Source organism: Niallia sp. FSL W8-0635 (genome assembly GCF_038007965.1).
Lineage (GTDB): Bacteria > Bacillota > Bacilli > Bacillales > Cytobacillaceae > Niallia.
This window is the reverse complement of record NZ_JBBOYD010000001.1, coordinates 2,651,132-2,673,610: the sequence shown is the minus strand read 5'-3', so window position 1 is coordinate 2,673,610 and position 22,479 is coordinate 2,651,132. Positions and strand designations below refer to the sequence as shown.

The 22,479-nt window shown below is 32.2% G+C and carries 25 protein-coding genes; 17 read left to right on the top strand and 8 right to left on the bottom strand.

Going from position 1 to position 22,479, the window contains the following annotated elements:
• Positions 1-294: 294 nt before the first annotated feature.
• The 4 genes from NYE52_RS12875 (at position 295) to NYE52_RS12860 (ending at position 4,754) form a co-directional block, all read left to right on the top strand.
• Entirely contained in the window at positions 295-1,137 is an 843-nt protein-coding gene (locus tag NYE52_RS12875) for a DegV family protein (RefSeq protein WP_341193430.1), read from the top strand.
• A gap of 409 nt (positions 1,138-1,546) precedes the next feature.
• Positions 1,547-3,142 (top strand): ATP-binding protein, encoded by a 1,596-nt coding sequence (locus NYE52_RS12870; protein ID WP_341193429.1) that lies wholly within the window; start codon positions 1,547-1,549, stop codon positions 3,140-3,142.
• Between the two features lie 210 nt (positions 3,143-3,352).
• Positions 3,353-4,168 (top strand): SGNH/GDSL hydrolase family protein, encoded by an 816-nt coding sequence (locus tag NYE52_RS12865; protein WP_341193428.1) that lies wholly within the window; start codon positions 3,353-3,355, stop codon positions 4,166-4,168.
• 10 nt (positions 4,169-4,178) lie between these two features.
• Positions 4,179-4,754, top strand: coding sequence for a YpmS family protein (locus NYE52_RS12860; protein ID WP_341193427.1), 576 nt, complete (start codon positions 4,179-4,181; stop codon positions 4,752-4,754).
• A 99-nt stretch (positions 4,755-4,853) separates the two neighbouring features.
• On the opposite strand, the gene NYE52_RS12855 is transcribed toward NYE52_RS12860, so the two are convergent.
• A complete protein-coding gene (locus NYE52_RS12855; RefSeq protein ID WP_341193426.1) occupies positions 4,854-5,612 on the bottom strand; it encodes a DUF4397 domain-containing protein in 759 nt (252 codons plus the stop codon).
• A gap of 393 nt (positions 5,613-6,005) precedes the next feature.
• On the opposite strand from NYE52_RS12855, the gene rsgA reads away from it, so the two are divergent.
• The 3 genes from rsgA (at position 6,006) to msrB (ending at position 8,199) form a co-directional block, all read left to right on the top strand.
• On the top strand, positions 6,006-7,058 hold the full coding sequence (rsgA, locus tag NYE52_RS12850; RefSeq protein WP_341193425.1) for a ribosome small subunit-dependent GTPase A: 1,053 nt from the start codon (positions 6,006-6,008) through the stop codon (positions 7,056-7,058).
• Positions 7,059-7,237: 179 nt separating this feature from the next.
• A complete protein-coding gene (msrA, locus tag NYE52_RS12845) occupies positions 7,238-7,771 on the top strand; it encodes a peptide-methionine (S)-S-oxide reductase MsrA (protein WP_341193424.1) in 534 nt (177 codons plus the stop codon).
• The gene (msrB, locus tag NYE52_RS12840) at positions 7,771-8,199 is read left to right on the top strand and encodes a peptide-methionine (R)-S-oxide reductase MsrB (protein WP_341193423.1); all 429 of its coding nucleotides are present in this window, start codon (positions 7,771-7,773) and stop codon (positions 8,197-8,199) included. The genes msrA and msrB overlap by 1 nt, the downstream gene beginning before the upstream one ends.
• A gap of 64 nt (positions 8,200-8,263) precedes the next feature.
• Here msrB and NYE52_RS12835 read toward each other — a convergent pair whose 3' ends face one another.
• Positions 8,264-9,337: a GDSL-type esterase/lipase family protein gene (locus NYE52_RS12835; RefSeq protein ID WP_341193422.1), complete on the bottom strand. Its 1,074-nt coding sequence runs from the start codon at positions 9,335-9,337 to the stop codon at positions 8,264-8,266.
• A 312-nt stretch (positions 9,338-9,649) separates the two neighbouring features.
• Between NYE52_RS12835 and NYE52_RS12830 the strand changes: the two genes are divergently transcribed.
• On the top strand, positions 9,650-9,889 hold the full coding sequence (locus NYE52_RS12830; protein ID WP_341193421.1) for a YozE family protein: 240 nt from the start codon (positions 9,650-9,652) through the stop codon (positions 9,887-9,889).
• A gap of 434 nt (positions 9,890-10,323) precedes the next feature.
• A complete protein-coding gene (locus tag NYE52_RS12825) occupies positions 10,324-11,028 on the top strand; it encodes a hypothetical protein (RefSeq protein WP_341193420.1) in 705 nt (234 codons plus the stop codon).
• Here NYE52_RS12825 and NYE52_RS12820 read toward each other — a convergent pair.
• A complete protein-coding gene (locus NYE52_RS12820; RefSeq protein WP_341193419.1) occupies positions 11,025-11,177 on the bottom strand; it encodes a hypothetical protein in 153 nt (50 codons plus the stop codon). The genes NYE52_RS12825 and NYE52_RS12820 overlap by 4 nt on opposite strands.
• A 210-nt stretch (positions 11,178-11,387) precedes the next feature.
• Between NYE52_RS12820 and NYE52_RS12815 the strand changes: the two genes are divergently transcribed.
• Entirely contained in the window at positions 11,388-11,558 is a 171-nt protein-coding gene (locus NYE52_RS12815; RefSeq protein ID WP_312098154.1) for a YozD family protein, read from the top strand.
• Positions 11,559-11,675: 117 nt separating this feature from the next.
• On the opposite strand, the gene NYE52_RS12810 is transcribed toward NYE52_RS12815, so the two are convergent.
• Positions 11,676-11,801 carry a hypothetical protein gene (locus tag NYE52_RS12810; RefSeq protein ID WP_016203953.1) on the bottom strand — a complete coding sequence of 42 codons (126 nt, stop codon included), beginning with the start codon at positions 11,799-11,801 and terminating at the stop codon, positions 11,676-11,678.
• 235 nt (positions 11,802-12,036) lie between these two features.
• On the opposite strand from NYE52_RS12810, the gene deoD reads away from it, so the two are divergent.
• From deoD to NYE52_RS12785, 5 genes are all read left to right on the top strand, one after another.
• The gene (deoD, locus tag NYE52_RS12805; RefSeq protein ID WP_341193418.1) at positions 12,037-12,738 is read left to right on the top strand and encodes a purine-nucleoside phosphorylase; all 702 of its coding nucleotides are present in this window, start codon (positions 12,037-12,039) and stop codon (positions 12,736-12,738) included.
• Positions 12,739-12,822: 84 nt separating this feature from the next.
• Complete coding sequence (locus tag NYE52_RS12800) at positions 12,823-13,698, top strand: M15 family metallopeptidase (RefSeq protein ID WP_341193417.1); 876 nt, start codon at positions 12,823-12,825, stop codon at positions 13,696-13,698.
• A gap of 162 nt (positions 13,699-13,860) precedes the next feature.
• Positions 13,861-15,333, top strand: coding sequence for a S41 family peptidase (locus NYE52_RS12795; RefSeq protein ID WP_445669112.1), 1,473 nt, complete (start codon positions 13,861-13,863; stop codon positions 15,331-15,333).
• Between the two features lie 113 nt (positions 15,334-15,446).
• Positions 15,447-16,352 carry a CobW family GTP-binding protein gene (locus NYE52_RS12790; protein ID WP_341193415.1) on the top strand — a complete coding sequence of 302 codons (906 nt, stop codon included), beginning with the start codon at positions 15,447-15,449 and terminating at the stop codon, positions 16,350-16,352.
• A gap of 140 nt (positions 16,353-16,492) precedes the next feature.
• On the top strand, positions 16,493-17,314 hold the full coding sequence (locus NYE52_RS12785) for a hypothetical protein (RefSeq protein WP_341193414.1): 822 nt from the start codon (positions 16,493-16,495) through the stop codon (positions 17,312-17,314).
• A gap of 107 nt (positions 17,315-17,421) precedes the next feature.
• Here NYE52_RS12785 and NYE52_RS12780 read toward each other — a convergent pair whose 3' ends face one another.
• Positions 17,422-17,667: a DNA alkylation repair protein gene (locus NYE52_RS12780; RefSeq protein WP_341193413.1), complete on the bottom strand. Its 246-nt coding sequence runs from the start codon at positions 17,665-17,667 to the stop codon at positions 17,422-17,424.
• Between the two features lie 497 nt (positions 17,668-18,164).
• Between NYE52_RS12780 and NYE52_RS12775 the strand changes: the two genes are divergently transcribed.
• Both NYE52_RS12775 and NYE52_RS12770 read left to right on the top strand, forming a co-directional pair.
• Positions 18,165-18,932, top strand: a complete 768-nt coding sequence (locus NYE52_RS12775; RefSeq protein ID WP_341193412.1) for a CAP domain-containing protein — start codon at positions 18,165-18,167, stop codon at positions 18,930-18,932.
• Positions 18,933-19,217: 285 nt separating this feature from the next.
• Positions 19,218-19,721, top strand: coding sequence for a GNAT family N-acetyltransferase (locus NYE52_RS12770; RefSeq protein ID WP_341193411.1), 504 nt, complete (start codon positions 19,218-19,220; stop codon positions 19,719-19,721).
• 65 nt (positions 19,722-19,786) lie between these two features.
• Here NYE52_RS12770 and NYE52_RS12765 read toward each other — a convergent pair whose 3' ends face one another.
• The 3 genes from NYE52_RS12765 to NYE52_RS12755 form a co-directional block, all read right to left on the bottom strand.
• A complete protein-coding gene (locus NYE52_RS12765) occupies positions 19,787-20,206 on the bottom strand; it encodes an Hsp20/alpha crystallin family protein (protein WP_341193410.1) in 420 nt (139 codons plus the stop codon).
• Positions 20,207-20,225: 19 nt separating this feature from the next.
• Positions 20,226-20,708 carry an Hsp20/alpha crystallin family protein gene (locus NYE52_RS12760; protein ID WP_341193409.1) on the bottom strand — a complete coding sequence of 161 codons (483 nt, stop codon included), beginning with the start codon at positions 20,706-20,708 and terminating at the stop codon, positions 20,226-20,228.
• A gap of 146 nt (positions 20,709-20,854) precedes the next feature.
• Positions 20,855-22,219 carry an MATE family efflux transporter gene (locus NYE52_RS12755; protein ID WP_341193408.1) on the bottom strand — a complete coding sequence of 455 codons (1,365 nt, stop codon included), beginning with the start codon at positions 22,217-22,219 and terminating at the stop codon, positions 20,855-20,857.
• Positions 22,220-22,479 lie beyond the last annotated feature (260 nt).

The following is a 22,479-nucleotide window of genomic DNA, read 5'->3' as shown; positions in this document are numbered from 1 at the left end:
ATTTATCATAATTTTTTTAGTCAGTATTATGGAAAAATCCATGAAACCTTGCCTTATAGCATTCATGTATCGAATTTCTAATTTGACTCCCATTCACAAATAGTCATAGTTTATCTTATACAAATTAACAAAAAAATGTGATGGAATTCACAGGTTACGAAAAGAATAATTTGTGGTATAGTGAATAATATATGCTCCAAAATAATATAGAAGAGCATAGGAATATTCTTAAAATAGATGTATAATAAAGAAAGCGCTTTAATGAAAAATGAATGAGAAATAGGGAAGTGTGAAATGAAAAAAATCAAAATTGTAACAGATTCAACAGTCGATTTATCACAGGAAATTTTAGAAAAATATGAAATTGAAGTAGTGTCGTTATCTATTTTTATTAATGATAAAACTTATTTGGATAGAGTTGATATTACTCCTGCTGAATTTATTGATAAAATGATGGAATCAGAAGAATTACCAAAAACCTCACAGCCTTCTGTTGGCACCTTTGTTGAAAAATATGACGAACTTGCTGATAAAGGATATGATATTATTTCTATTCATATGACTGGTGGTATGAGTGGGACAGTAGAATCAGCTAAAAGTGCTAGTCAATTAACAAAAGCTAGGGTCTTTGTAGTTGACTCTGAATTTATATCCAAAGGTTTATCCTTTCAAGTACTAGAAGCTGCAGAAATGGCCCGAGAAGGTCACAATGTAGCGGACATATTGCAAAGGTTAAATCATATTAAGAAACATACGAAACTTTATGTTGTTGTCGATACATTGGAGAATTTAATGAAGGGCGGAAGAATCGGAAAAGGGAAAGCTTTTCTTGGTTCTTTACTAAATATAAAGCCAATTGCAACGCTTGACGATGGTGTATATACACCAATTACGAAAGTAAGAAGTCGTTCGCAAGCAGTAAAGTATTTAGCAAGTGCTTTTTTGGAAGACAGTCTTGGAAAAAAAATTAAAAGTGTTGGAATTACGCATGCTGGAAGTCTTGATGTTGCCATTAAATTAAAGGAAGCTATTGAAAAGGCAACTGGGTTTAAGAAAGTGGATATAGACTATACAACACCTATCATTTCAACACATACAGGAAAAGGAGCTATTGGTTTTAGTTATTATATTGAATAGATAGCTAATGCTCTTTAAGAAAATCAGAATTAATAACGGATTTAAATTTTTAATATATTGTTATACACCCCCATCTTAAACAGGTGGGGTTTCTTTTGTATGGAAAGTTTAATTTATAAAATACTGCATTTAATGGAACATTTTCAAAGTTTGATTTTTTGGCACATGATGGAGCATTTTATCAATGAAATTAATGAGGAAAATATAAAACTCGTGGTTTTCTAAAAAAAATGGAGCAATTAAAGGGAATTTAAGTGAAAATGTCGAATCAAGATAATAATTATACTTGCGAATGCTTATTACGCAAATGATTAAAGATGTTGTCAGGGGAAAGTATGTGTTTCATCCACAGGATGTACAAATAATCTGTCTTTTATAGAATAAGGAATATAAGAAATAGGTGGCCAGTATGATAAAAATAATATGCAATATTCCGTTTGTGAATAAAAAACAAGTATTCTCTTTTTTTCTGCCCTTTTTCCTTCTAATACTTTTCATTACATTCATTTTTTATCATCATTATAAAGATTTGAAAATACATTTTGAAAAAGATGGGGAAGAAATTTTAACTTTATTAAGTAAAAGTATAGCTATTGAAATGAAAGAATGGACAAATAATCCAGATTCGGAACAACTTTTACAAAACGTTTTATTTTCTATGGATTTTAATAATATCATTTCAGATAGGAAGGAAATAATTTATATAGCAATGGTAGGGGAAAATGGGGAGCGAACTCCTATTGCAGTTATTTCTCCGCAAAATCAAAAAAAAGAAATTAATTATATAGATTCATTAGCTGATCAAACAAAGCCGATTTATAATAAAGCACTTACATTGCATGAAATTCATCATAGTAGCATATACAAACTTAAGAAAGGCTACTATATAAGTTCTTTTAGCCCAATTGAGGATGAAGACGGGCGACTAGTCGGAATTATTGGCATGGATACAAAAATTAGTGATCAAATCCTTTTATTTAAAAAGATAGTCATTCAAATGGTATTATTTATTTTTCTTACTTATATAATGATCTTTCTATTTATAAGAAAATGGTTGAATAAGATTCTTCGTCCTATTTCTCAAATGATGGTAGGTTTAAATGAGTTAAGCGTCGGGAATTTTGATGTTAAGATGGAAGTGAATGAGCATTCGGAATTAAAAGGATTAATGAAAAACTTTAATGAGGTTGTTGATAATCTTGCATCTCTTTTTTACCGATTAACAAATACTGCAAAAGAGCTTGGCACAATATCAAAGGATTTTCAATTATCTACAATGGAAGAAGCTCTTACGCAAATGGACAATATAGTTGAGTTTATGAAGATGAATCGGGAACTGCAGAAGGCAGAGAAAATGAATGCTGTTGGTCAACTTGCAGCATCTGTTGCTCATGAAATCAGAAACCCAATGACCGTAGTGAAAGGGTTTCTGCAAATATTTTATGCGAAAGAACATATGAGTGAAGAAGAAAGAACATATATTAAATTGATGATAGAAGAAATGAATAGGGCTGAAACCATCATTAATGATTATTTATCACTTGCAAAGCCTGATGTTGAACAATCACAAAAGATAGACGGAGCCGATTTGGCAAATAAAGTAATTGATTTAATGCATTCTTATGCAATGATGGGCAAAGGTATTCACTTTAAAAAGAATATTCAGCAAGTATACATAGAAGCTAATAATAATGAATTGAAACAAGTGTTGATCAATATATTAAAAAATGCAATTGAAGCACTGAAAAATGGGGGAACTATCACAATTAATTTATATCCTACGAATGAATACGGTGTATTTGAAATTGAAGATACTGGTATTGGGATGACAGAAGCAGAGGTAAATCGATTAGGTACCGCATTTTATTCCTTAAAGGAAAAAGGTACTGGCATGGGGTTAATGGTTTGTTATCAAATGGTTGAACAGATGAGAGGACGTATTGAAGTACAAAGCGAAAAGGGGAAAGGTACAATATTTAAGATTTATATTCCTCTATCGCAATAAGATAAAATCGTGTGATTTGTTAAATACGCAGCAATTACAGTGTAGTAATAAAACCATCCTAAACAAAGAAAAAGCAGGAGGAGCAAGTTCTCTTTTTTTGGAAATGAATAGGATGTATATAGGTACGCTATTGGTAAAAAAATAAGTGCATAAAATATTTCGAACCCTTCCCAATATGCTATACTATAAAAAATGAAGGTAGGTGAAAGAATGAAAAAAACATTTACCTTTCTTGTTTTATTATTTTCTCTTTTAATGCTTGTTTCCTGCTCTAATCCGACGCTCTATAATAAAGAAAAAGAAGTCATCGTAACCGACAAAAAGGATATTCCAGTAAGTTTTTTACCACAGGAATTGTCAATCGTATCTGTTGGAGATTCCCTTACACAAGGTGTTGGTGATAGCACTGGAAAAGGTGGGTATGTTCCATATCTGCAAGATTTACTTGAAGAAACAAAAGGAGTGAATAAAGCAGATTTTGTTAATTATGGAGTAAGAGGCAACAGGTCAGATCAGTTATTAAAAAGAATTAAAACAGAGGAAGTTAGCAAGTCAATCCAAAAAGCAGATGGGGTTATTATAACTATTGGTGGAAATGACATAATGAAGGTTGTAAGAAATAATTTCACCAATTTGCAAGTTGATTCATTTAATGAACAATTAGGTGAATATGAAAAAAATCTATTTGATGTTATGTCGATTATACGTGAAAACAATCCTAATGCAGTAATCATATTAGTAGGGGTATACAATCCTTTTATTAAAATGTTTTCAGATATAAAAGAAATGAATCAAATTGTTGCAGATTGGAATAGTACGAGTGAAAATGTATTAGCGGAATTTGACCATACTTATTTTGTTAGCATAGAAAATATTTTTGAAAATCCGACATCGGAATTATTATATGAAGATTATTTTCATCCTAATGATCAGGGGTACCAGCTTATTGCAGAGTCTATATACAATAAAATGTTAACAGAACCATTAGCTGATATACTTCAGAATTTGCAAACAGAAGAGAATTGAGGAGAAAAGGTTGTTTAAGAACAAGTGGAAAATTGCATTTTTAACATTAATAGGCATTCTTGTACTTAGTATTATTTTTTTAGCTATTCTCATTTTTAAACCAGTTGAGAAGGCAAACATCATTAAGAAGCAACAGAGAGAAGAAGTTCCTTTTGCGGTGACGACAAATCGAGAGGATTTAACAAAATTAATCAATCATTATTTAGAAAAAGAAGGCTTAAATGGTCCCATTCATTATGAAATAAATATAGCGGACCAAGTTGAGCTTTATGGAACTTTACCAATTTTCAACACAGATATTCAAATGAAACTAACATTTGAACCAATCGCATTGGAAAATGGCGATTTATTATTGAAACAAAAAGAGATCAGTATCGGTCAGTTACCTTTACCAGTTTCTTATGTAATGAATTTTATCGCTAATCAATATAATTTCCCAGAATGGGTTGATATTCAACCAAATGATGAAGAAATATATGTTCATTTAACAGAGATGGATTTAAAAAATGGGATGTTAGTAGAAATGAAAACTTTTGATTTAGAAAACAATAATATTCAATTTAATTTATCATTGCCAACTGAATAAGAAAGCAGCAAAAGGCTATTTCCATTAAAAGCTCATTTCAAAACAAAACGATGAAGTCAAATATGTTTTGCCTAAGCTTTAAGGATAGCCTTTTTGATATTAACAGGAAAATAGTAGCAATTCACAACTATTGTCTTCCGTATTTTTCACAATAAAAGCCGTATACGCTTTATCAGGCTCTAATCTTAATGAAGGGAACTTTTTTAATACTTCCTTTGTATCTGAATTTCTTGCTTCTAAATAGACGGACATTGGATACAATGCTAAGTAGGAAGTAGCTCCTTTATAATTTATAGAGGGAAAGACGACATCTCCTTTTTGAACGGCGATATCAATTGTTGGCAAGTTTTCTGCCAGTTGTACAATTCGTAATTTGGTTTCATTTGGAGGTACGACTGGATATTCCGGGAAAGAATAAACTTTTAACTTATTATCCATTCCACTAACTGCAAAAGTATGATATACATTACTTTCCACATTAATTTTCTGACTGCACAATGTATCAATCATTTTTCCAGTTTCATAGATGTCTATTTGGTATTTTCCGGCTGGTAGTGTTAAGTCATTGCTCATCGTTTTATAGGAGACTTCTTTAAACATACGGATTCCATTAATGTAAATATCAACTGTTGTGGCGCTCTCGGCACCGTGTAGTATTCTTATTTTTCCATATTCCTTTTGTCGTTGGATATCTGTGACTACTGCAGATTTACTATCATGGCTAAAAGCATTATTCAAGCTTTGCAGATGTTTATGATAGTAATATACATGTAATTCTGGATTTGTATATTTATAATAATCACTTAATACATTATACATACCGGCTTCTTGTATCGAGTGATATTGATCTTGTGTCATGTGACTCACTCCTATGAATAATAATTTAATTGTTTTTCTTATGAGGGTAATAGCTGTCATATAATTTTTAGAAAAAGGCTTTCTGAAATAGAATATGCTAAATCTTAGGGAAAGTGCCTAATGAAAAGAGTGAAAAATGGTTTACAATTAGTTGGAAAATTTGTATAATTAGAATATTAAATGAAAGGGGCTGATGTATTATGAGCAAAAATACTTTATTAAACGTAAATATTTTAAATAGCATACAGCCCAAACGGTTACTTCGATAGCACTAATTTTTTTATAAGAAATTAAGTTCTTTCGTTGAAGATTTTTTAATGTTTGTAAGGAAACCAAAACCATGGGCTGTATGCAACATGGTTTTTTATCTTGCAAACATTTGGAGGTCTATAAATGGAATTAACTCAATTTGGCTATAACGAAAATGTAAAAGATGAATTTGAAAAGCAAGCTAAGGAAAATCAAATAATTGGCAGAATCTCTTTAGAACATAAGAGAATGTATCGGGTATGGACTGCGTATGGAGAGTTATTATGTGAAGTTTCTGGAAAATTAGCTTACGATGCTCAATCTAGAGAGGAATATCCTGCTGTAGGAGATTGGGTTATCGTTTCCCCAAGAATAAAAGAAGGGAAAGGGACAATCACAACTATTTTGCCAAGAAAAAGCAAATTTTCTAGAAAAGTAGCTGGTAACAATACGGAAGAGCAAATAGTAGCAGCAAATGTTGATACAATCTTTTTGGTTAATTCGTTAAATGAAGATTTAAATATAAGAAGATTAGAAAGATACTTAACCTTAACATGGGAAAGTGGAGCAAATCCTGTTATTATTTTGACCAAAGCCGATTTAGCAGTTGATGTGAAAGAAAAATTAATGCTAGTAGAAGCTGTTGCTCTCGGAATACCCGTTATTACAATTAGTGTTGTAAATAAGACAGGATTAGATGATTTGCAAGCATACCTTCATCCAGGAAGAACGGTTGCTTTATTAGGCTCATCTGGTGTAGGTAAGTCAACTTTAACAAATTTCTTGATTGGATATGAAAAACAGGAAGTACAAGAAATTAGAGATTCAGATGCAAAAGGAAGACATACGACAACAAATCGGGAAATGGTTTTATTGCCTAATAATGCAATATTAATCGATACTCCTGGGATGAGGGAGCTTCAATTATGGAATGGTGATGATGGAATCTCTAATAGCTTTTCGGACATCGAAGAGCTTGCGGGCCATTGTAAATTTAGGGATTGTCAGCATGAAAAAGAGAGTGGATGTGCAATAAAGCTTGCTCTTGCAAATGGAGAAATGGAAGAAGATAGACTACGTAGCTATAAAAAATTATTAAGAGAATTAGCTTTTTTAGAAAGGCGTCAAGATAAGAAAGCAAAGTCTGATGAAAAGAAGAAATGGAAAAGCATGACGAAAAAATATAAAACAAAGTGATTTTGCTGCATTTAAATAGTGTTATGCTCCCTTGCTTATAAAAAAGCAGGGGGGCTTTATTTTTTTAAAGGGAGCTTAATTTTTGCATATTTCTACACGAAACAGTAAGCTAATAGTGTGAAATCAATGATATAAGGGAATATAAAGAGGAGAAAGTTTTTTTAAAAGGGGCTGTTTAAGTGGAAAAAAAGATGGAATTAGCAACATTTGCTGGGGGCTGCTTCTGGTGTATGGTTAAGCCATTTGATCAAGAACCTGGCATTTTAAAAGTTGTTTCGGGATATACAGGGGGTCATAAAGAGAATCCTACTTATAAAGAAGTGTGTTCAGAGACTACTGGACATTATGAGGCGGTCCAAATTACATATGATCCGAGCATATATCCATATGAAAAACTACTGAGTATTTATTGGCAACAAATTGACCCAACAGATGCTGGTGGACAGTTCTATGACCGTGGCCTTTCTTATCAAACGGCAATATTCTATCATACCGAGGAACAAAAACAATTAGCTGAAGAATCAAAGCAACAATTAGCAAAAAGTGGTCAGTTTAATAAGGAAATTGCAACAAAAATTATTCCTGCTTCTACCTTTTATTCTGCAGAGGAATATCATCAGGATTATTATAAAAAGAATCCTGAACATTACAATCGTTATCATATTGGTTCAGGACGTGCAGCCTATATTCAAGAGAATTGGAGAGATAAGTAATGGAAAAAGACAAATTAAAAGAAAAACTTTCACCTATACAATATGAAGTTACGCAAAATAATGGGACAGAGCCTCCTTTTCATAATGAATATTGGAATGAATTTTCAGAAGGAATTTATGTAGATGTTATTTCTGGAAAGCCGTTGTTTAGTTCTCTCGATAAATACGATGCTGGTTGTGGATGGCCAAGTTTTACAAAGCCAATTGATGAAGAGGAATTAACAGAAAAAAAAGATATGAGTCATGGAATGATTCGTACTGAAGTAAGAAGTAAAGAAGCTGATTCCCATTTAGGTCATGTATTTAATGATGGACCTAATCCAACAGGCTTACGATATTGCATGAATTCTGCTGCGATGAAGTTTATTCCAAAAGAAGATTTGGAAGAAAAAGGATATGGAAAGTATCTACGATTATTTGAAAAATAGAAAAGGATATGCCGGTAATTCGGCATATCCTTTTCTATTTTTATTTTCTTTCCTCTAAATAGAGCTAATTTGTAATGATGGAAGAAATTTGAATCAATTGTTGGTCTGTTATATTGTATCTTGATTTATTTGCTGAAGTTTGAAATGTAACTGTATGGTCTTGATTCGCTAATCCACTTGTGACATATAAAGATCTTTCTTTCCTAAATGGCCACCATGTGGATATCGTTGTTACATAGTTATCATCTATAAAAACATCCATCATTCCACCTTTTTCGCTTCTAATCACATTTACACCTAAAAATGATCCAGAAAAATGATATTCTATATTTGCACCAATTTTATTGGACGTATAATATCCTTTTTCGTTTCTAAATGATGGATCAATGGAATGATAAGAGTAGCTAGTATTCATATGTAGCCTTGTTACTTCATTTATAGGGATGGAAGATGTAAGTACCTTTTTTTTCTCACCAATTGCTTTTTCCATTGTATCAATTACTTCCTGAGCATATAAATAGTAACCATAATCATTTGGATGAACAAGGTCTTTTGTTAATTGATCTGTCGATAGTCTGGATTTTTGAAAGGGAATTCGCATATCTATATTTGTAGCATAATAGTTGTTAGATAGTTGTTTAATAACATGAATGAAATCCTCGTTATCCAAGCTACTTTCGGTAATAGTTACTAATTCAGCCTGCGGAAATCGGATAACAATCTCTTCTAGTAGGGATTGATATAAGAAATAAAATTGCTCTTTATCCATATATTTACGATCATTCTCTCCAAAAACAATGAAGACTAGATCTACATCTTTCGATAAGTTATTCTTCAATTTATATAGTCCTTCAAATGCAGTAGCACCACTTTGAACAACTAAATGTCTAGTAAAGGATCCACCATATTTTTTTGTTAAACTTCTTTCGACTAATTGAAACCATTTATGTTGGTTATTACTAGCACCTGAGCTACGACCTATACTATCGCCTACAATTAAGTAGTCCACCTTTTTTCCATCAGCGATTTTTTCATAGACATTTCTTTCTGTTTTTTTCGATTGAATTAATACATAAAACATACTTATAATAACGATAAAAATAAGAGAGTAAACAAAATATTTAAATCTTTTTTTCATTGTGGTTATTATTTCCCCCCTTTTAACATAAGGCTGTTTTCGTAAAGTGATCCACAGCATGAATACACTTCGCTTTACATAGGCTACGCGTAAGTCTCCTCAGTATATCTAATTCATTTATTTTTCCTATTGAAAAACAACAAACTAAAATAAAAACAAATGTTATTCTGTTCATTAAATTACCCTATTAAAGTATTAGATAATCAATGAATTCTTCGTTTACATGATTGAAAAATACCTTTATCACTTGCACCATTTTTTTCAATTATGTATAGTATACGTTATATCTATTGATCGAGGAAGGTGAGAAATATGACTAAATCCTTTTATCATTTTCTTATGAAGTTTCGGCATCCTGAACCAAAAGATCAAATTAGCGAATTTGCAAATGAAGCTTACCTTGATCATGATTTTCCGAAGAATAGTTTTGATTATGACGAAATCAGTAATTACTTAGAATTTAACGGTCACTATCTTCAAAGCATGCGCGTTTTCGATGAGGCGTGGGAGCAATATTTATTTCAAGAAGAAAAGAAAAATTATAGCTATTGATGACATCCAGCAAGAAATTGCTCGGATGTTTTTTTATTTTTAATTGCAATCTTATCCATAAATTCGGGTGGTTGTATTTGATTAAAGAAAAAAGGAAGAGCTAGTGCCTGTACTTAAACGTTAGAATGTATTCTTCCTATTGCCATATAGACATATAATGAATAAACAGTCTTAAAGCTAATAGGAAACTCATGATTGTGGTATGCATCATTTTTTATGAGCGAATAATGGATTTTTGCATATGATAATACAAAACAAAAGGGAAAGTCTAGATAACTAAAAAGGATGAAAAATTACATGGTAACTGAAGATAGGATTATATTCCTTTAATATCCCCCATCTTCATTTGATTTAATGTTCTACTCAAGAGTGTGGGGGAAAACCGCATAAAGTAGGCAATGCCACACAATCTTGTTTAGAGAGGATTAGTAATTATGGCGAATCGAAAAAAACCGAAATTTAAAATTGGTGATACTGTTGTAATCACAATATATGGAACAGTAGGTAAAATTACGGACGTGAAATATTTGGATAATATGCATGTATATGAAGTAAATAAAAGTGAAGGTTTATATTTAGAATCAAGTTTACAAATGCTGTCTGAATATGATGGAGAAATAATGGATTCAGAGAAAATCGATATAGAATATCGCTTCTTTATCGGTGATTTAGTGAAAGTAAAAGGATACGGATCAAATCTATTTAAAATTATGGGATTTCGAACAGAGATTTGGAGATATAAGTCAGATGCTTGGGAAGATGTAATTTACGAGCTTTCTAGAGTTAGTGATGGAGAATGGTTAGAGGCTGGAGAAGATGAATTAACATTAGTAGCGGATGCAGACAGTGCTGATTCATTTATTCAAAAATTAGGGCTATTGTATATATTGGATAAAAAACAAAAGTCTATTGATTTAAAAAAGTCAAATAGCTCTTTCCAAAAGACAGAAAAAGAATTATTAGAAAGGACAAAGGAAAAGAAAGAGCTTATTGATGGTTTGTTAGATATATATAATGATTACAGTATTCTTTATTCGTTATTTAAAGACCCTGAGTATGAACAGGTAATGAAGTTAACCTTGCGAAAATTAAAAACAATATGCAACCGAACAGATAAGGACAATGAAAAAAAGATTTAGAATAAGAGATAGATAAACATTGGAACACTGCTAATTACTAGAAGGGAAAATAACTTTTTTAAAAGGGAATGGAAAATAGAAAGGATCTCACTGTTATCTTCATTCAAATCTACTTTTATATCTTCGATTAAGTATTGGATTTTATTCACGTAAACGCCTCCCTTTTTTACTAAAACTATATGTTTAAGTTTTAATAAACATGTCTCTTTTTTTAGAAGACTTTATAAAATTTGAATCTATTAATTTTGCTAATAACAGATATTTTTCCTTGAAAAAATATCTGTTTTGTCAGATAATTTCAATAAGAAAGCATTTTTTTTTAGATGTCACATATATTCTTTAAAAAGGGGGCGATAAGCTTGAAAGAAATCGACGTGATTATTGATACTGAGGAAATAGCAGAGTTTTTCTTTCGTGAGCTATTAAAAAGGGGATTCGTTCCTACTGAAGGTGAAATTGAAGAATTGGCTGACATTACATTTGAATATTTATTGGACAAATGCATTATTGATGAAGAACTTGATGAATAATGAAAATAAGAATGGTGAGGATAAATCCTTGCCATTTTTTGAATTATAGGAACTAATTTTTGTAATCTGACTTTCTTCTCCATTGTATAATCGAGAAGAAAGTCAGATCTTTATTAATTATCGTTTTCGTCCAGTTGCAGAGTATTCTTTACCGTGAGCTTCGTGCTCAGCGATAATTGCTTCTTTTGGTATATGATTATTTTTCTTTGGAGAATTTATACGATTTCGATGTTTTTTTCCCATAATAATCCTCCTCATTCGTATTTATTTTAACCACATTTCATTTGTTAACCAATTAGTTTTGCCTCTTAGTGGAGGAAAACTAATTTTAGTATAACCTTTCAAAAATCAGTTATGCTAAAATTAAATATGTTTTACAGCATATTAGAATATGATATAGTACAAATAGTGAAGTTATCAAATGCATGAAATATTTGGATAAGAATATTGAAATGAGTATCAATTGGAGGAAATAGTAATGAGTGTACATATTGGTGCAAAAGAACATGAAATAGCTGAAACAGTTTTACTACCAGGAGATCCGTTAAGAGCAAAATATATTGCTGAAAATTTCTTGGAAGACGCAAAATGTTATAATGAAGTCCGCAATATGTTTGGTTATACTGGAACATATAAAGGACAAAGAATTAGTGTACAAGGAACAGGAATGGGCGTTCCTTCAATTTCAATTTATATTAATGAGTTAATAAGTAGTTATAATGTACAAAATTTAATTCGTGTTGGTACATGTGGTGCCATTCAAAAGGATGTAAAAGTAAGAGATGTTATTCTAGCTATGAGTGCTTCAACTGATTCTCAAATGAATCGTTTAACTTTTGGTGGTGTTGATTATGCACCAACAGCTGACTTTGATTTACTTAAAAAAGCATATGATAGTGGACTTGAAAAAGGGCTGTCGCTCAAAGTAGGAAATGTATTTACTGCAGATATGTTCTATAATGATAATTCTGAGTTAGAGAAATGGGCTAAGTACCAAATTCTTGCTATTGAAATGGAATCTGCTGCACTTTATACAATCGCTGCTAAATTTAATCGTAAAGCACTTTCCGTTCTAACAGTGAGTGATCATATTTTAACAGGTGAAGAAACAACCGCTCAGGAAAGACAAACAACATTCAATGAAATGATTGAAGTTGCTTTAGAAGCTGCAATTAAATAATGATTTTGATAAAGGTATGCTTTTGCATACCTTTATCAAGTATGTGAATAGAAGAAAATTTAAATGATATGTAAGGTGACAAAAATGAGAAAATCAGTAGCCATCTCTTCATTAGCATTAGCTACGCTTATGTTAACAGGATGTGAAAAAGTAGATTTAACATCACTAAAAGATAAAGTAGCTTTTTGGGAAGAGAAAGCAGATGAGCAAGATAATGAAACGCCAGTAGATAAAGACGAGCAAGCGAAAGAAGAACAAGGGGAGCAAGAGGAACAAAATCCTTCTGAAAATGCCCCTGAGGAAGAAGAATATCCTTGGACATTAGAATCCATCTTTTTTAATGAAATAAAAGTAGTAGATGGAAGAAATATTATTCAAAATCCGATGAATATTGTTTCGCTTGTCAATAAAGAATTTGGATTACCAGACGGATATACTCCCGAGGATTTAGTCCGTCCTAATGTGGAATTTTCCTTCGGTAACCAAGATATTGAAAAAAGTTATATGCGAGAAGAAGCTGCTAAAGCGTTAGAAGAAATGTTTACTGGAGCGAAGAAAAGTGGCTTAACCTTTTACGCAGTTTCTGGTTTTCGATCCTTTGATCGCCAAACAGTCCTATTCGATGCAGAGGTGGATCGAGTAGGAGAAGAGAAGGCTGTGCAAGCAGTTGCTTATCCTGGTAATAGCGAGCATCAAACAGGACTAGCAATGGACATTTCAAGTGAGAGTGCTGATTTCCTTTTAACGGAAGAATTCGCGGATACTAAAGAGGGCAAATGGTTAAAAGAAAATGCGCATTTATATGGATTTATTCTCCGTTATCCTAAGGGAAAAGAAAATATTACGCAATATAAATTTGAGCCATGGCATTTCCGATATGTTGGAAAAAAATCAGCAAAAGATATATATGAAAATGACTGGACATTAGAAGAATACTTTAAGGTTGTTCGAAAAATCTAATGAAGTATACAGAAAAGTAATATTTGGATATACCATTTTCTTTTCTGTCCTTTCAATAGAAGAAGCCTCCTTACATTTGATTAAATAAAATTAAACATGGTATTCTATTTTTATACATAAATGCAGTGTATAACTCTCTTGGAAACGAAAGTGGTGAAATATTTGGATAACGAAAAAAACAATCATGAAAAGGAAATAGAACAAGAAAGCGGACAGGGTTATCTAAAAATAAAAAAATTTTATTTTGTCATGCTTTTATTTGTTGTAGTAATCGCAGCGGCGGGCATAACGACGATTGCTTTTTCTTTTGGAGAAGAGCCTGCTGTAACAGTTAATAATCAAAGGGATGAATTTAATAAATTATATTCAGCGTATGATACATTGATGGAAAACTATTATAAAGATTTAACTTCGGAGGATCTTGTTAATGGTGCTATTGATGGGATGTTTACAGCACTTGATGATCCATACTCTGATTATATGAATGAAGAAGAAGCAGCAAGCTTTCAAGAAAGTATTTCTTCCTCGTTTGAAGGAATCGGCGCAGAAATACAGCAATTAAATGATAGCATTGTTGTCGTATCGCCAATAAAAGGGTCACCAGCTGAAAAAGCAGGAATTAAACCGAACGATAAAATTCTTACAGTCGACGGGAAATCTCTACAAGGAATGAGTTCTTCAGAAGCCGTTCTTTTAATTCGTGGTGAAAAAGGAACAAAAGTAGAATTAGAAATTGAGCGTTCAGGGACAAGTGATCCATTAAAAATCACGATCACAAGAGATACAATTCCTATTGAGACAGTATATGGGGAAATGGGAAAAGACAAAATTGCCAAAATCCAAATTACTAGCTTTTCTGAACATACAGCATCGGAATTAGTGGAAATTCTAAATAAATATCAGGAAGAGGGCATGAAAGGTATTGTCCTTGATTTAAGACATAATCCTGGTGGGTTACTTGAAGAAGTGAAAAAAATTGCTGGTCTCTTTGTTCCAGATGGGGAAATTATTTATCAAATTGAGCATAAAAATGGAACGGTAGAAAAAGTTACTTCACAAAATAGCGGTAATATGGATATACCACTTGTTGTTCTAATTGATGGTGGAAGTGCTAGTGCTTCAGAAATTCTTGCAGGGGCTGTTAATCAATCTGCAGACGTTCCATTGGTTGGTGTAAAATCGTTTGGAAAAGGAACGGTGCAACAAGCAAAGAGCTTTACAGATGGAAGCAATATGAAGTTTACGATAGATAAATGGTTAACTCCAAATGGTAGCTGGATACATGAAAAAGGAATTGAACCGACACATAAAGTCGAGCTACCAAGCTATGCGAGTCTAACAATGATTAATCCTGAAAGTAAACTGAAAAAAGGAAGCAATTCTGAAGAAGTTAAAATTGCCCAAAAAATGCTAAAAGCATTAGGATATGATGTAGACAATACAAATGGCTATTTTGATGAAAGCACGGAAAATGCAACGAAAGAGTTCCAGGAGAAAGAGAAACTAAAAGTAGACGGAGTTATTACAGATAAGACAACAACGGAATTAATGAATAAACTCCGCGAAAAACTACAAAAATCAGACACGCAAATGAAAAAAGCGGTTGAAGTATTAAAAGAGGAAATGAAAAAATAGGTTTAACAGAAACAGGAAAAGGGGTGACAGATTTTTGTCATCCTCTTTTTAATAGCCGGTTTTCTAATCAGCTATTAAAATTATAAACGAAAATAATAAAAGGAAGTTATAAGATGAAACAGACAGATATATATGTACTATCCGGTTTTCTAGGAAGTGGAAAAACGACCTTATTAAAAGAGATATTGAAAAAAGAGAAAGAAATAGGTCGTAAAGTAGCAGTATTAATGAATGAACTAGGAAAAGTGTCGATTGATTCGAATGAAATAGAGGAAGGTATCCCTTTAAAAGAGTTACTTGGAGGCTGTGTGTGCTGCACAATCCAAGATGAAGTGGAAGCGCAAATTCAAACATTATTAGTAGAGGAAAAACCAGATGTAATTTATTTTGAGACAACAGGAGCTGCACATCCCGTAGAAACGATAGATGGAATTCTCTCTCCCATATTCGCAGACCGTCTTCGATTTAAAGGAATTGTAACAGTTATAAATGGGAAGCAGTGGCTTGAGCGATTCACATTAAATGCTCCAATACAGCAACTAATTATTGAGCAAGCTAGACATGCAAGTTTACTGATTGTTAATAAAGAAGATCAACTTACAGAAGCAGAAAAAGCAAAGATTAGTTTTGAGCTTCAAGCTATTAGCCCAAATGCCTTTACTTTATTAACAACCTTTTCTAAATTTCCATTTGAAAAATTACTTGAAATGGAAAGTCAAGTATATGAAGACATACAAAAAACGTCTGTTCACAAACTACATTTAAACACATTTGTTTATACGTTTAAAAAAACGATTGCGGCAGATCAATTTGAAGTCTTTTTAAGAGAGCTTCCTGATACGATTTACCGTATAAAAGGATACGTTCAATTTCATCAAGCAAAATATCCTGATTTATTTCAGTATTCATACGGAATGCCATTGTTCATGAAAGAGGAAATGAAAATGCCATTAAATATGGTATTTATAGGAGAAAACATAGATTGGAAACAGGTAGAGGACGGGCTAAATCAATTGTAAAACAATATATTTACTGAAATTGTGTAAATAAAATCTAACAATTCAGTTGGTAATTATTAACGATAAGCAAATTTGAAAGAGTACAGAATTGAAAAAGGGGCAAACTTTCATTATTCAATAAAAATGAAGGGTGGTCCTTTGTGTACAGTAAAATCTTATTTGTTGTTTTATGTTGTCAATTAATGATTTCAGCAAGTACAGTGAAAGCAGAGGAAGAAGAAATTTCCTCTCCAATGAGCTTCGATATTCAGCTGTTAAATTGGAATACCATTAATGAAATGCTTCCAAGATACAGTAAGTTTACCATTATTGATATCGAGTCAGGAAAGCAATTTAACGTACAGAGGAGAGCTGGAAGCCAGCATGCTGATGTTCAACCTCTTACAATTGAAGATACGAAGATAATGAAAGAAATATATGATGGAAAATGGAGTTGGCGAAGAAGAGCCATTCTTATTATGTTAGACGACCAGTGGTTTGCTGCGTCTATGCATGGTATGCCTCATGGAGCAGGGTCATTAAATAACGGCTTTCCAGGACATTTCTGTGTGCATTTTTTAGGGAGCACAACCCATAAGACGGATAAAATGGATTTTTCTCATAAATTGATGATTTATAAGGCAGCAGGGCATTTAAAAGAGTATTTAGAACAAATGAATCCTACAGATATTGCTCTAGCATATACTGCTGGGATAAAGGAAAAGGATACAACCGTTTTACAGTATATTTCCACGAAACAAGAATGGTCGAATGAACTAGGACCCATAGAGAATATTAAAATTAATCGATTACAACAACTTGACCAGCAGCAGTTTGAGCAAGCATTACAAATAAAGCTTCCAATTGAATGGAATATTTACGTAAAAAATGAGAAAACAAGAAGAATAAAGAAAGAACTATTAATAATAAGAAGTTCTCCACTAGAACCATGGAAGGTTATAGTGGACAAACCTCTGTTTTGAATAGCTTTCAAAAAAAGAGACATCCACTTTTTTTAAAAGTATGGATGTCTCTTTTTAAGGAAGCGTGCTCAAGCATGGACCTTCTATGCTAATGAGCCACTAATTACCTATCCCTTCATTTCTCCAAATTTAATGAAAGTTTTTTCATCTTCCACTAAACCACAAGAAGCACATTGTATTCGATAATCTGGTCCAGAATAGCCCATATGGAAAGGCGATAAAGTATCGGAAGTATATTCCTCCATTACGCTACCTGTTTGTGGATCTAATTTAACAGATTGAGCTACTTGTTTAATAATATTAAAGCGACTTCGGTTCGTTTTGCAATTGGGGCAGCAATACGGTGTATTCATATCATTACTCCATTCTTTGTAGATAGTATTTTTAATTATTTTTCCAATAATGTCTTTTTTTATTCATATAGTGATTGAGCATAAATAATCAACTGAGTCAGTTCAAACTTATTATTGAAAAATAGATTCAGTTCTTCGACTGTAATGAATACTACATTTTTGTAAAGACATTGTCTTTAATGTTAATTTCAATGGACAAATAAAAGAATGTCAAGGATGATTTTCTGACCAAAATATGGTTGTTGGGTAAATAATTATCATAGTTGGATATATAATTCAATTGAATAATGGAATAAATGAAGTACTTAATTTTGTTGATGTATCTATTAATCTATTGATTTTCTTCTTTTTACCGACAAGCTTTTTCATTAATTATCTAATCACTGGTTATTTCATCCAAAAATATGACAAAAAACCTATGTTATGATGTTGTTGTAAGTCGAAAACAATCAAATCTTATCTTTTTTCGATTTGGATAACCAAGGAGGAAACAAAGAATGAAAAAGAAGAATCTAATTTTTTCAGTAGCGGCAGCGTCAACTTTATTGATGGCAACACCACTAGCAACTAAAGCAGAAGCAGCATCAATTCAACCAGAAAAGGCAAAAATAATCTATCAATCATATAATCTATCAGAAGAGCAATTTAATAAAATAGTAAATAATTTTTCTACTAATTATCAAGTGGATAAAGATAAAGTATGGAACCTGCTAGAGGATTATCAATATGAAAACACAAAACAGGAAGAGCAAAAACGAAAACATAAACAAAAAGTTAATACGAACAAACCAGTGCAATCAAAGCCTGAAACAACTACTTCTCAAAATAATACGGTAGCAGAGTCTGCTAAACCTGCAAAAGAAAATTCTGAAAAGGTAGCATCCACAGTTAGTGCTTTTGAAAAAGAAGTAGTAGAATTAACGAATAAAGAGAGAGCTAAGAATGGCTTAAAGGCACTTACTTTAGATAGTGAATTAAGTAAAGTTGCTAAAGTGAAGTCCCAGGACATGAGTACAAACAATTACTTTGATCATACAAGCCCAACCTATGGCAGTCCTTTTGACATGATGAAGCAATTTGGTATTACGTATAATGCTGCAGGTGAAAATATTGCAAAAGGGCAAAAAACACCTGAAGAAGTAGTTAATGCATGGATGAACAGTGAAGGACATCGTGCCAATATTCTAAGCGATAAATTTACACATATAGGCGTTGGATATGTGGAAAACGGGAACTATTGGACACAGCAATTTATCGGTAAATAACTTCTATCTTATTATGTAAAGAAGAATAGGAAACATGTAGCTCCACAGAATTATTTCTGATGGAGTTGTTTTTGTTAAAAAAAGGAGTGGGAAAAGGTAGAAATTACTAAGAAAATCGTTCTGAATAAAGAGAATTATAGAAATAATACTGTTTGATAAACAAAATAGTGGTATTTTAGTGTATAAATTTATATAATAATTTTTCCTGAATATCTACTTTTAGAAAAAGCACACTAACTAAGAGAGGTTTTCAGTGAAGAAATTATTGTATAGGAGAAATTACAAGTGGAAATTAGACAAGGACATATAGATGATTTACCAATAATCATGGAGATTGTAAAAAAGGCTTTAGTAATTATGCAAGCAGAAGGAAATGATCAATGGTCTCATAAATATCCTAATGAAAATAGCTTTAGAATAGATATAGAAAATAAAAACCTCTTTGTTGCTATTATGGATGATAAAGTCGTTGGTTCTATTACAATTGATCAAATTGGTGGCAAAAATTATGAAGATATTGCTTGGACCTATCACCATATGGAATACATGGTTATTCATCGATTAGTTGTTGACCCTGATATTCGTGGCGGGGGTATCGCGAGTAATTTACTAGCATTTGCTGAAGTGTATGCTATAGAACAAGATATTTTCTATTTAAAAACCGATACATATTCACTAAATGATAAAGCACAAAACTTATTTGTGAAAAATGGATATAATAAAGTTGGTTCTACTTATTTTGAAGGGAAAGACAAACCGTTTTATTGCTATGATAAGTTATTCCTATGATTTTTATTTGGAAAATTAAATGAGAATAAAGAAAGAGGAGGGAATGATTCATTTCCCGCCTTTTTCTATTCTTTACGAGAAAAGGAAAGCTGTAAAATTCCATTCTTGTATATTTTATTGATAGTCTTTTCGTCTACATATGTTGGGATAGTAATCTTCTTTAGAAAATGTTTGTTTTGTCGTTCTTTTAAAAGATAAGAACAATTAGGCATTAGGGTTTGATAATATCCTTCTATATGGAGGATATGGTTGTTAATTTTAACTGTTAAATGGTCCACATCAATTCCAGGTAACTCTATATCGATATAATATCGGGATTCAAATATATAATAATCACATGCTGGAAAAGTATCGCTATTCTTTATGGGGTTTGTTGCATGAGTGAACCACTCTTTGTCATTTGATCCAAACATTTCTTTCCAATAATCATCCTTATGGCTACTCTCTGAAAATTGATAGATTTTTTTTAGATTATCAAAATTCATAAAAATCTCCTTTTTGTAATTAATTCATTTCTGTGACATCAATCTCTGAAAACTGAATATCAATATTCTTTTGAATCCTTATCTCTAAAATATTATCTTTGTATACGGCTGCCGAACCTTTTTTTCTTACAATGGCAGGAAGGGTAATGGTATGTTTGTCTTCGAAGGACGGAATATGCTGTATGACTAATTGATTAGATGTATAGAAAATTTTAATATGTTCTAGCCAACTACTGTCTAGGATAGGAATTCTTACATAGACGTGATGATGAGTTTCAAAAACAACATAGTTGAATTTTTCAGAATGATTGATGTTGTCGTTGCGAAAGTTTGCTCCTTTTGAAAAGTTCTCGAACATTTTATCAGGCTCCATTTTTTGAAGAGAGTCTGGCATAAGTTTATCCATCATTTCTTGTACATACTTTTGAATATCTTGGGGATTCATTTGATCCATTCTATTTTTTGAATCATTATTAAAAGGGAATAAATTCCATGGGAACATTGGAAATTCATCCTTTCTCACTTTGCAAATATATGCTTATTTTTCATTGTATTCATAGATGATAAAAGTGTGTATTTGCCTAAGTATCAGTTTCCAAAATAAAGATTAAAAAAAGAACTGCGCTAATAATAGCCGCAGTTCGATGATCAATCCTGATAATGTGGATATACAAATTTTTTCCTTTGAATCTGAACTAATCGGCTTGTTAAGAAAATGGCACCGGCAGCAAGACCTATGATGAGTCCTATCCAATAGCCATAGGGCCCTAAATGAGTATACGTAGCAAGAAGGTAGCCGCTTGGTAAACCTATCACCCAGTAAGATAGAAAACTCATAAGAAGTGTAACATTTACATCTTTATATCCTCGTAAAGCTCCTTGGATAGGTGCTTGAATGGCATCTGATAGTTGAAAGAAAATCGCATATATAAGAAAGTGAGCTGTTAAATGAAGAACTTCCAAATCTTTCGTATAAATTTCAGCGATATTTGTTCGGAACGTTAAAAGGATAATGCCACTAATAAATGCGATGATAACAGCGAGTCCCACGCCTAACCAACTATATGTTTTTGCGTCCTTCATGCGTCTAGCACCCACTTCATAACCAACAAGGATGGTTAATGCAGTAGAAATACTTAGGGGAACCATATACAAGAGGGAAGCAAAGTTAATAGCAGATTGATGTGCTGCGATTGTCTTGGTATCATAATTACTCATTAGAATGGTTACGGCACTAAAGATACTCGTTTCAAAGAAAACAGAGAAACCAATCGGAATCCCAATGGTCAAAATTTCTTTCCATTTATTCCAGGACACTTTTGGAAAATGAGTAAATAGTTGAAAAGATTCAAAAGGCTGTTTTTTATGAACGATAAAAACGGCAATAAAGAGCATGAACCAATAGGTGATACTCGTGGCATAGCCAGTGCCTACCCCACCAAGCTCTGGGAATATCCAAATACCATTAATAAGTGCATAATTTAATACAATATTTATTGGAATAGCAATTAAAGTGATGAACATAGTAATCTGCGTTTGGCCAAGGGAATCTATGAAAGAACGAAGAACAAAGTATAAGAAGATAGGAATAATCCCAGTACTTAAAGCCACTAAGTAATGGTAGGAAACTTCAAATACCGCTTTTTCTAAGCCAAGGCTTGCTAAAATAGAATCTAAAAAGAAATAGCCAATAATTAATAATGAGACAGCCATACTAAATGATAGATATGCTGCTTGGATAACAGAAAACCGTACCACTTTTTGTTCATTTCTCCCCATTAATTGTGACACGATGGGAGGTAAAGCGAGAAGGATCCCACTTAGTCCGGTATAGATGGGTGTCCATAAGGAACTACCGACAGCAACCCCTGCTAAGTCAACGGGACTATAATGTCCAGACATAGTCGTATCAAAAAAGCTTAATGCAAAAATTCCGACCTGTGTAACAAGAACAGGCATTAAGATAACAATCATTTGTGATAACTTTTGATTTATTGAATTTGTTTGTTTCATCTATTTGTCCTCTTTCTTCACAATAACGTTTCGTATTATACCATAGATAGAGAGAATGAAGGAAAAGATAGAAACGGAAACTTCTAAATTATTTGCAAAAAAGTGGTTTATACAAGAGTATTTATAAATTGCATGTAAAGTAAGATATATTTATTAGGAAGAAAAAGTGTAATTTCATTGACAGTAACTTTTTCTCACTGATAATATATAAGAATATAATTATTTGCTTATGTAATGGAAAATGTATAGAGAGGAGGATA

Coding starts and splice junctions, on each gene's coding strand:
- NYE52_RS12755 (WP_341193408.1), bottom strand. CDS start 22,219: ATGAAACAAACAAATTCAATAAATCAAAAGTTATCACAAATGATTGTT.
- NYE52_RS12870 (WP_341193429.1), top strand. CDS start 1,547: ATGATAAAAATAATATGCAATATTCCGTTTGTGAATAAAAAACAAGTA.
- NYE52_RS12760 (WP_341193409.1), bottom strand. CDS start 20,708: ATGTTCCCATGGAATTTATTCCCTTTTAATAATGATTCAAAAAATAGA.
- NYE52_RS12800 (WP_341193417.1), top strand. CDS start 12,823: ATGAGAAAATCAGTAGCCATCTCTTCATTAGCATTAGCTACGCTTATG.
- NYE52_RS12825 (WP_341193420.1), top strand. CDS start 10,324: ATGGCGAATCGAAAAAAACCGAAATTTAAAATTGGTGATACTGTTGTA.
- NYE52_RS12830 (WP_341193421.1), top strand. CDS start 9,650: ATGACTAAATCCTTTTATCATTTTCTTATGAAGTTTCGGCATCCTGAA.
- NYE52_RS12875 (WP_341193430.1), top strand. CDS start 295: ATGAAAAAAATCAAAATTGTAACAGATTCAACAGTCGATTTATCACAG.
- NYE52_RS12790 (WP_341193415.1), top strand. CDS start 15,447: ATGAAACAGACAGATATATATGTACTATCCGGTTTTCTAGGAAGTGGA.
- NYE52_RS12775 (WP_341193412.1), top strand. CDS start 18,165: ATGAAAAAGAAGAATCTAATTTTTTCAGTAGCGGCAGCGTCAACTTTA.
- NYE52_RS12765 (WP_341193410.1), bottom strand. CDS start 20,206: ATGAATTTTGATAATCTAAAAAAAATCTATCAATTTTCAGAGAGTAGC.
- NYE52_RS12780 (WP_341193413.1), bottom strand. CDS start 17,667: ATGAATACACCGTATTGCTGCCCCAATTGCAAAACGAACCGAAGTCGC.
- NYE52_RS12865 (WP_341193428.1), top strand. CDS start 3,353: ATGAAAAAAACATTTACCTTTCTTGTTTTATTATTTTCTCTTTTAATG.
- NYE52_RS12835 (WP_341193422.1), bottom strand. CDS start 9,337: ATGAAAAAAAGATTTAAATATTTTGTTTACTCTCTTATTTTTATCGTT.
- msrB (WP_341193423.1), top strand. CDS start 7,771: ATGGAAAAAGACAAATTAAAAGAAAAACTTTCACCTATACAATATGAA.
- NYE52_RS12855 (WP_341193426.1), bottom strand. CDS start 5,612: ATGACACAAGATCAATATCACTCGATACAAGAAGCCGGTATGTATAAT.
- rsgA (WP_341193425.1), top strand. CDS start 6,006: ATGGAATTAACTCAATTTGGCTATAACGAAAATGTAAAAGATGAATTT.
- deoD (WP_341193418.1), top strand. CDS start 12,037: ATGAGTGTACATATTGGTGCAAAAGAACATGAAATAGCTGAAACAGTT.
- NYE52_RS12810 (WP_016203953.1), bottom strand. CDS start 11,801: ATGGGAAAAAAACATCGAAATCGTATAAATTCTCCAAAGAAAAATAAT.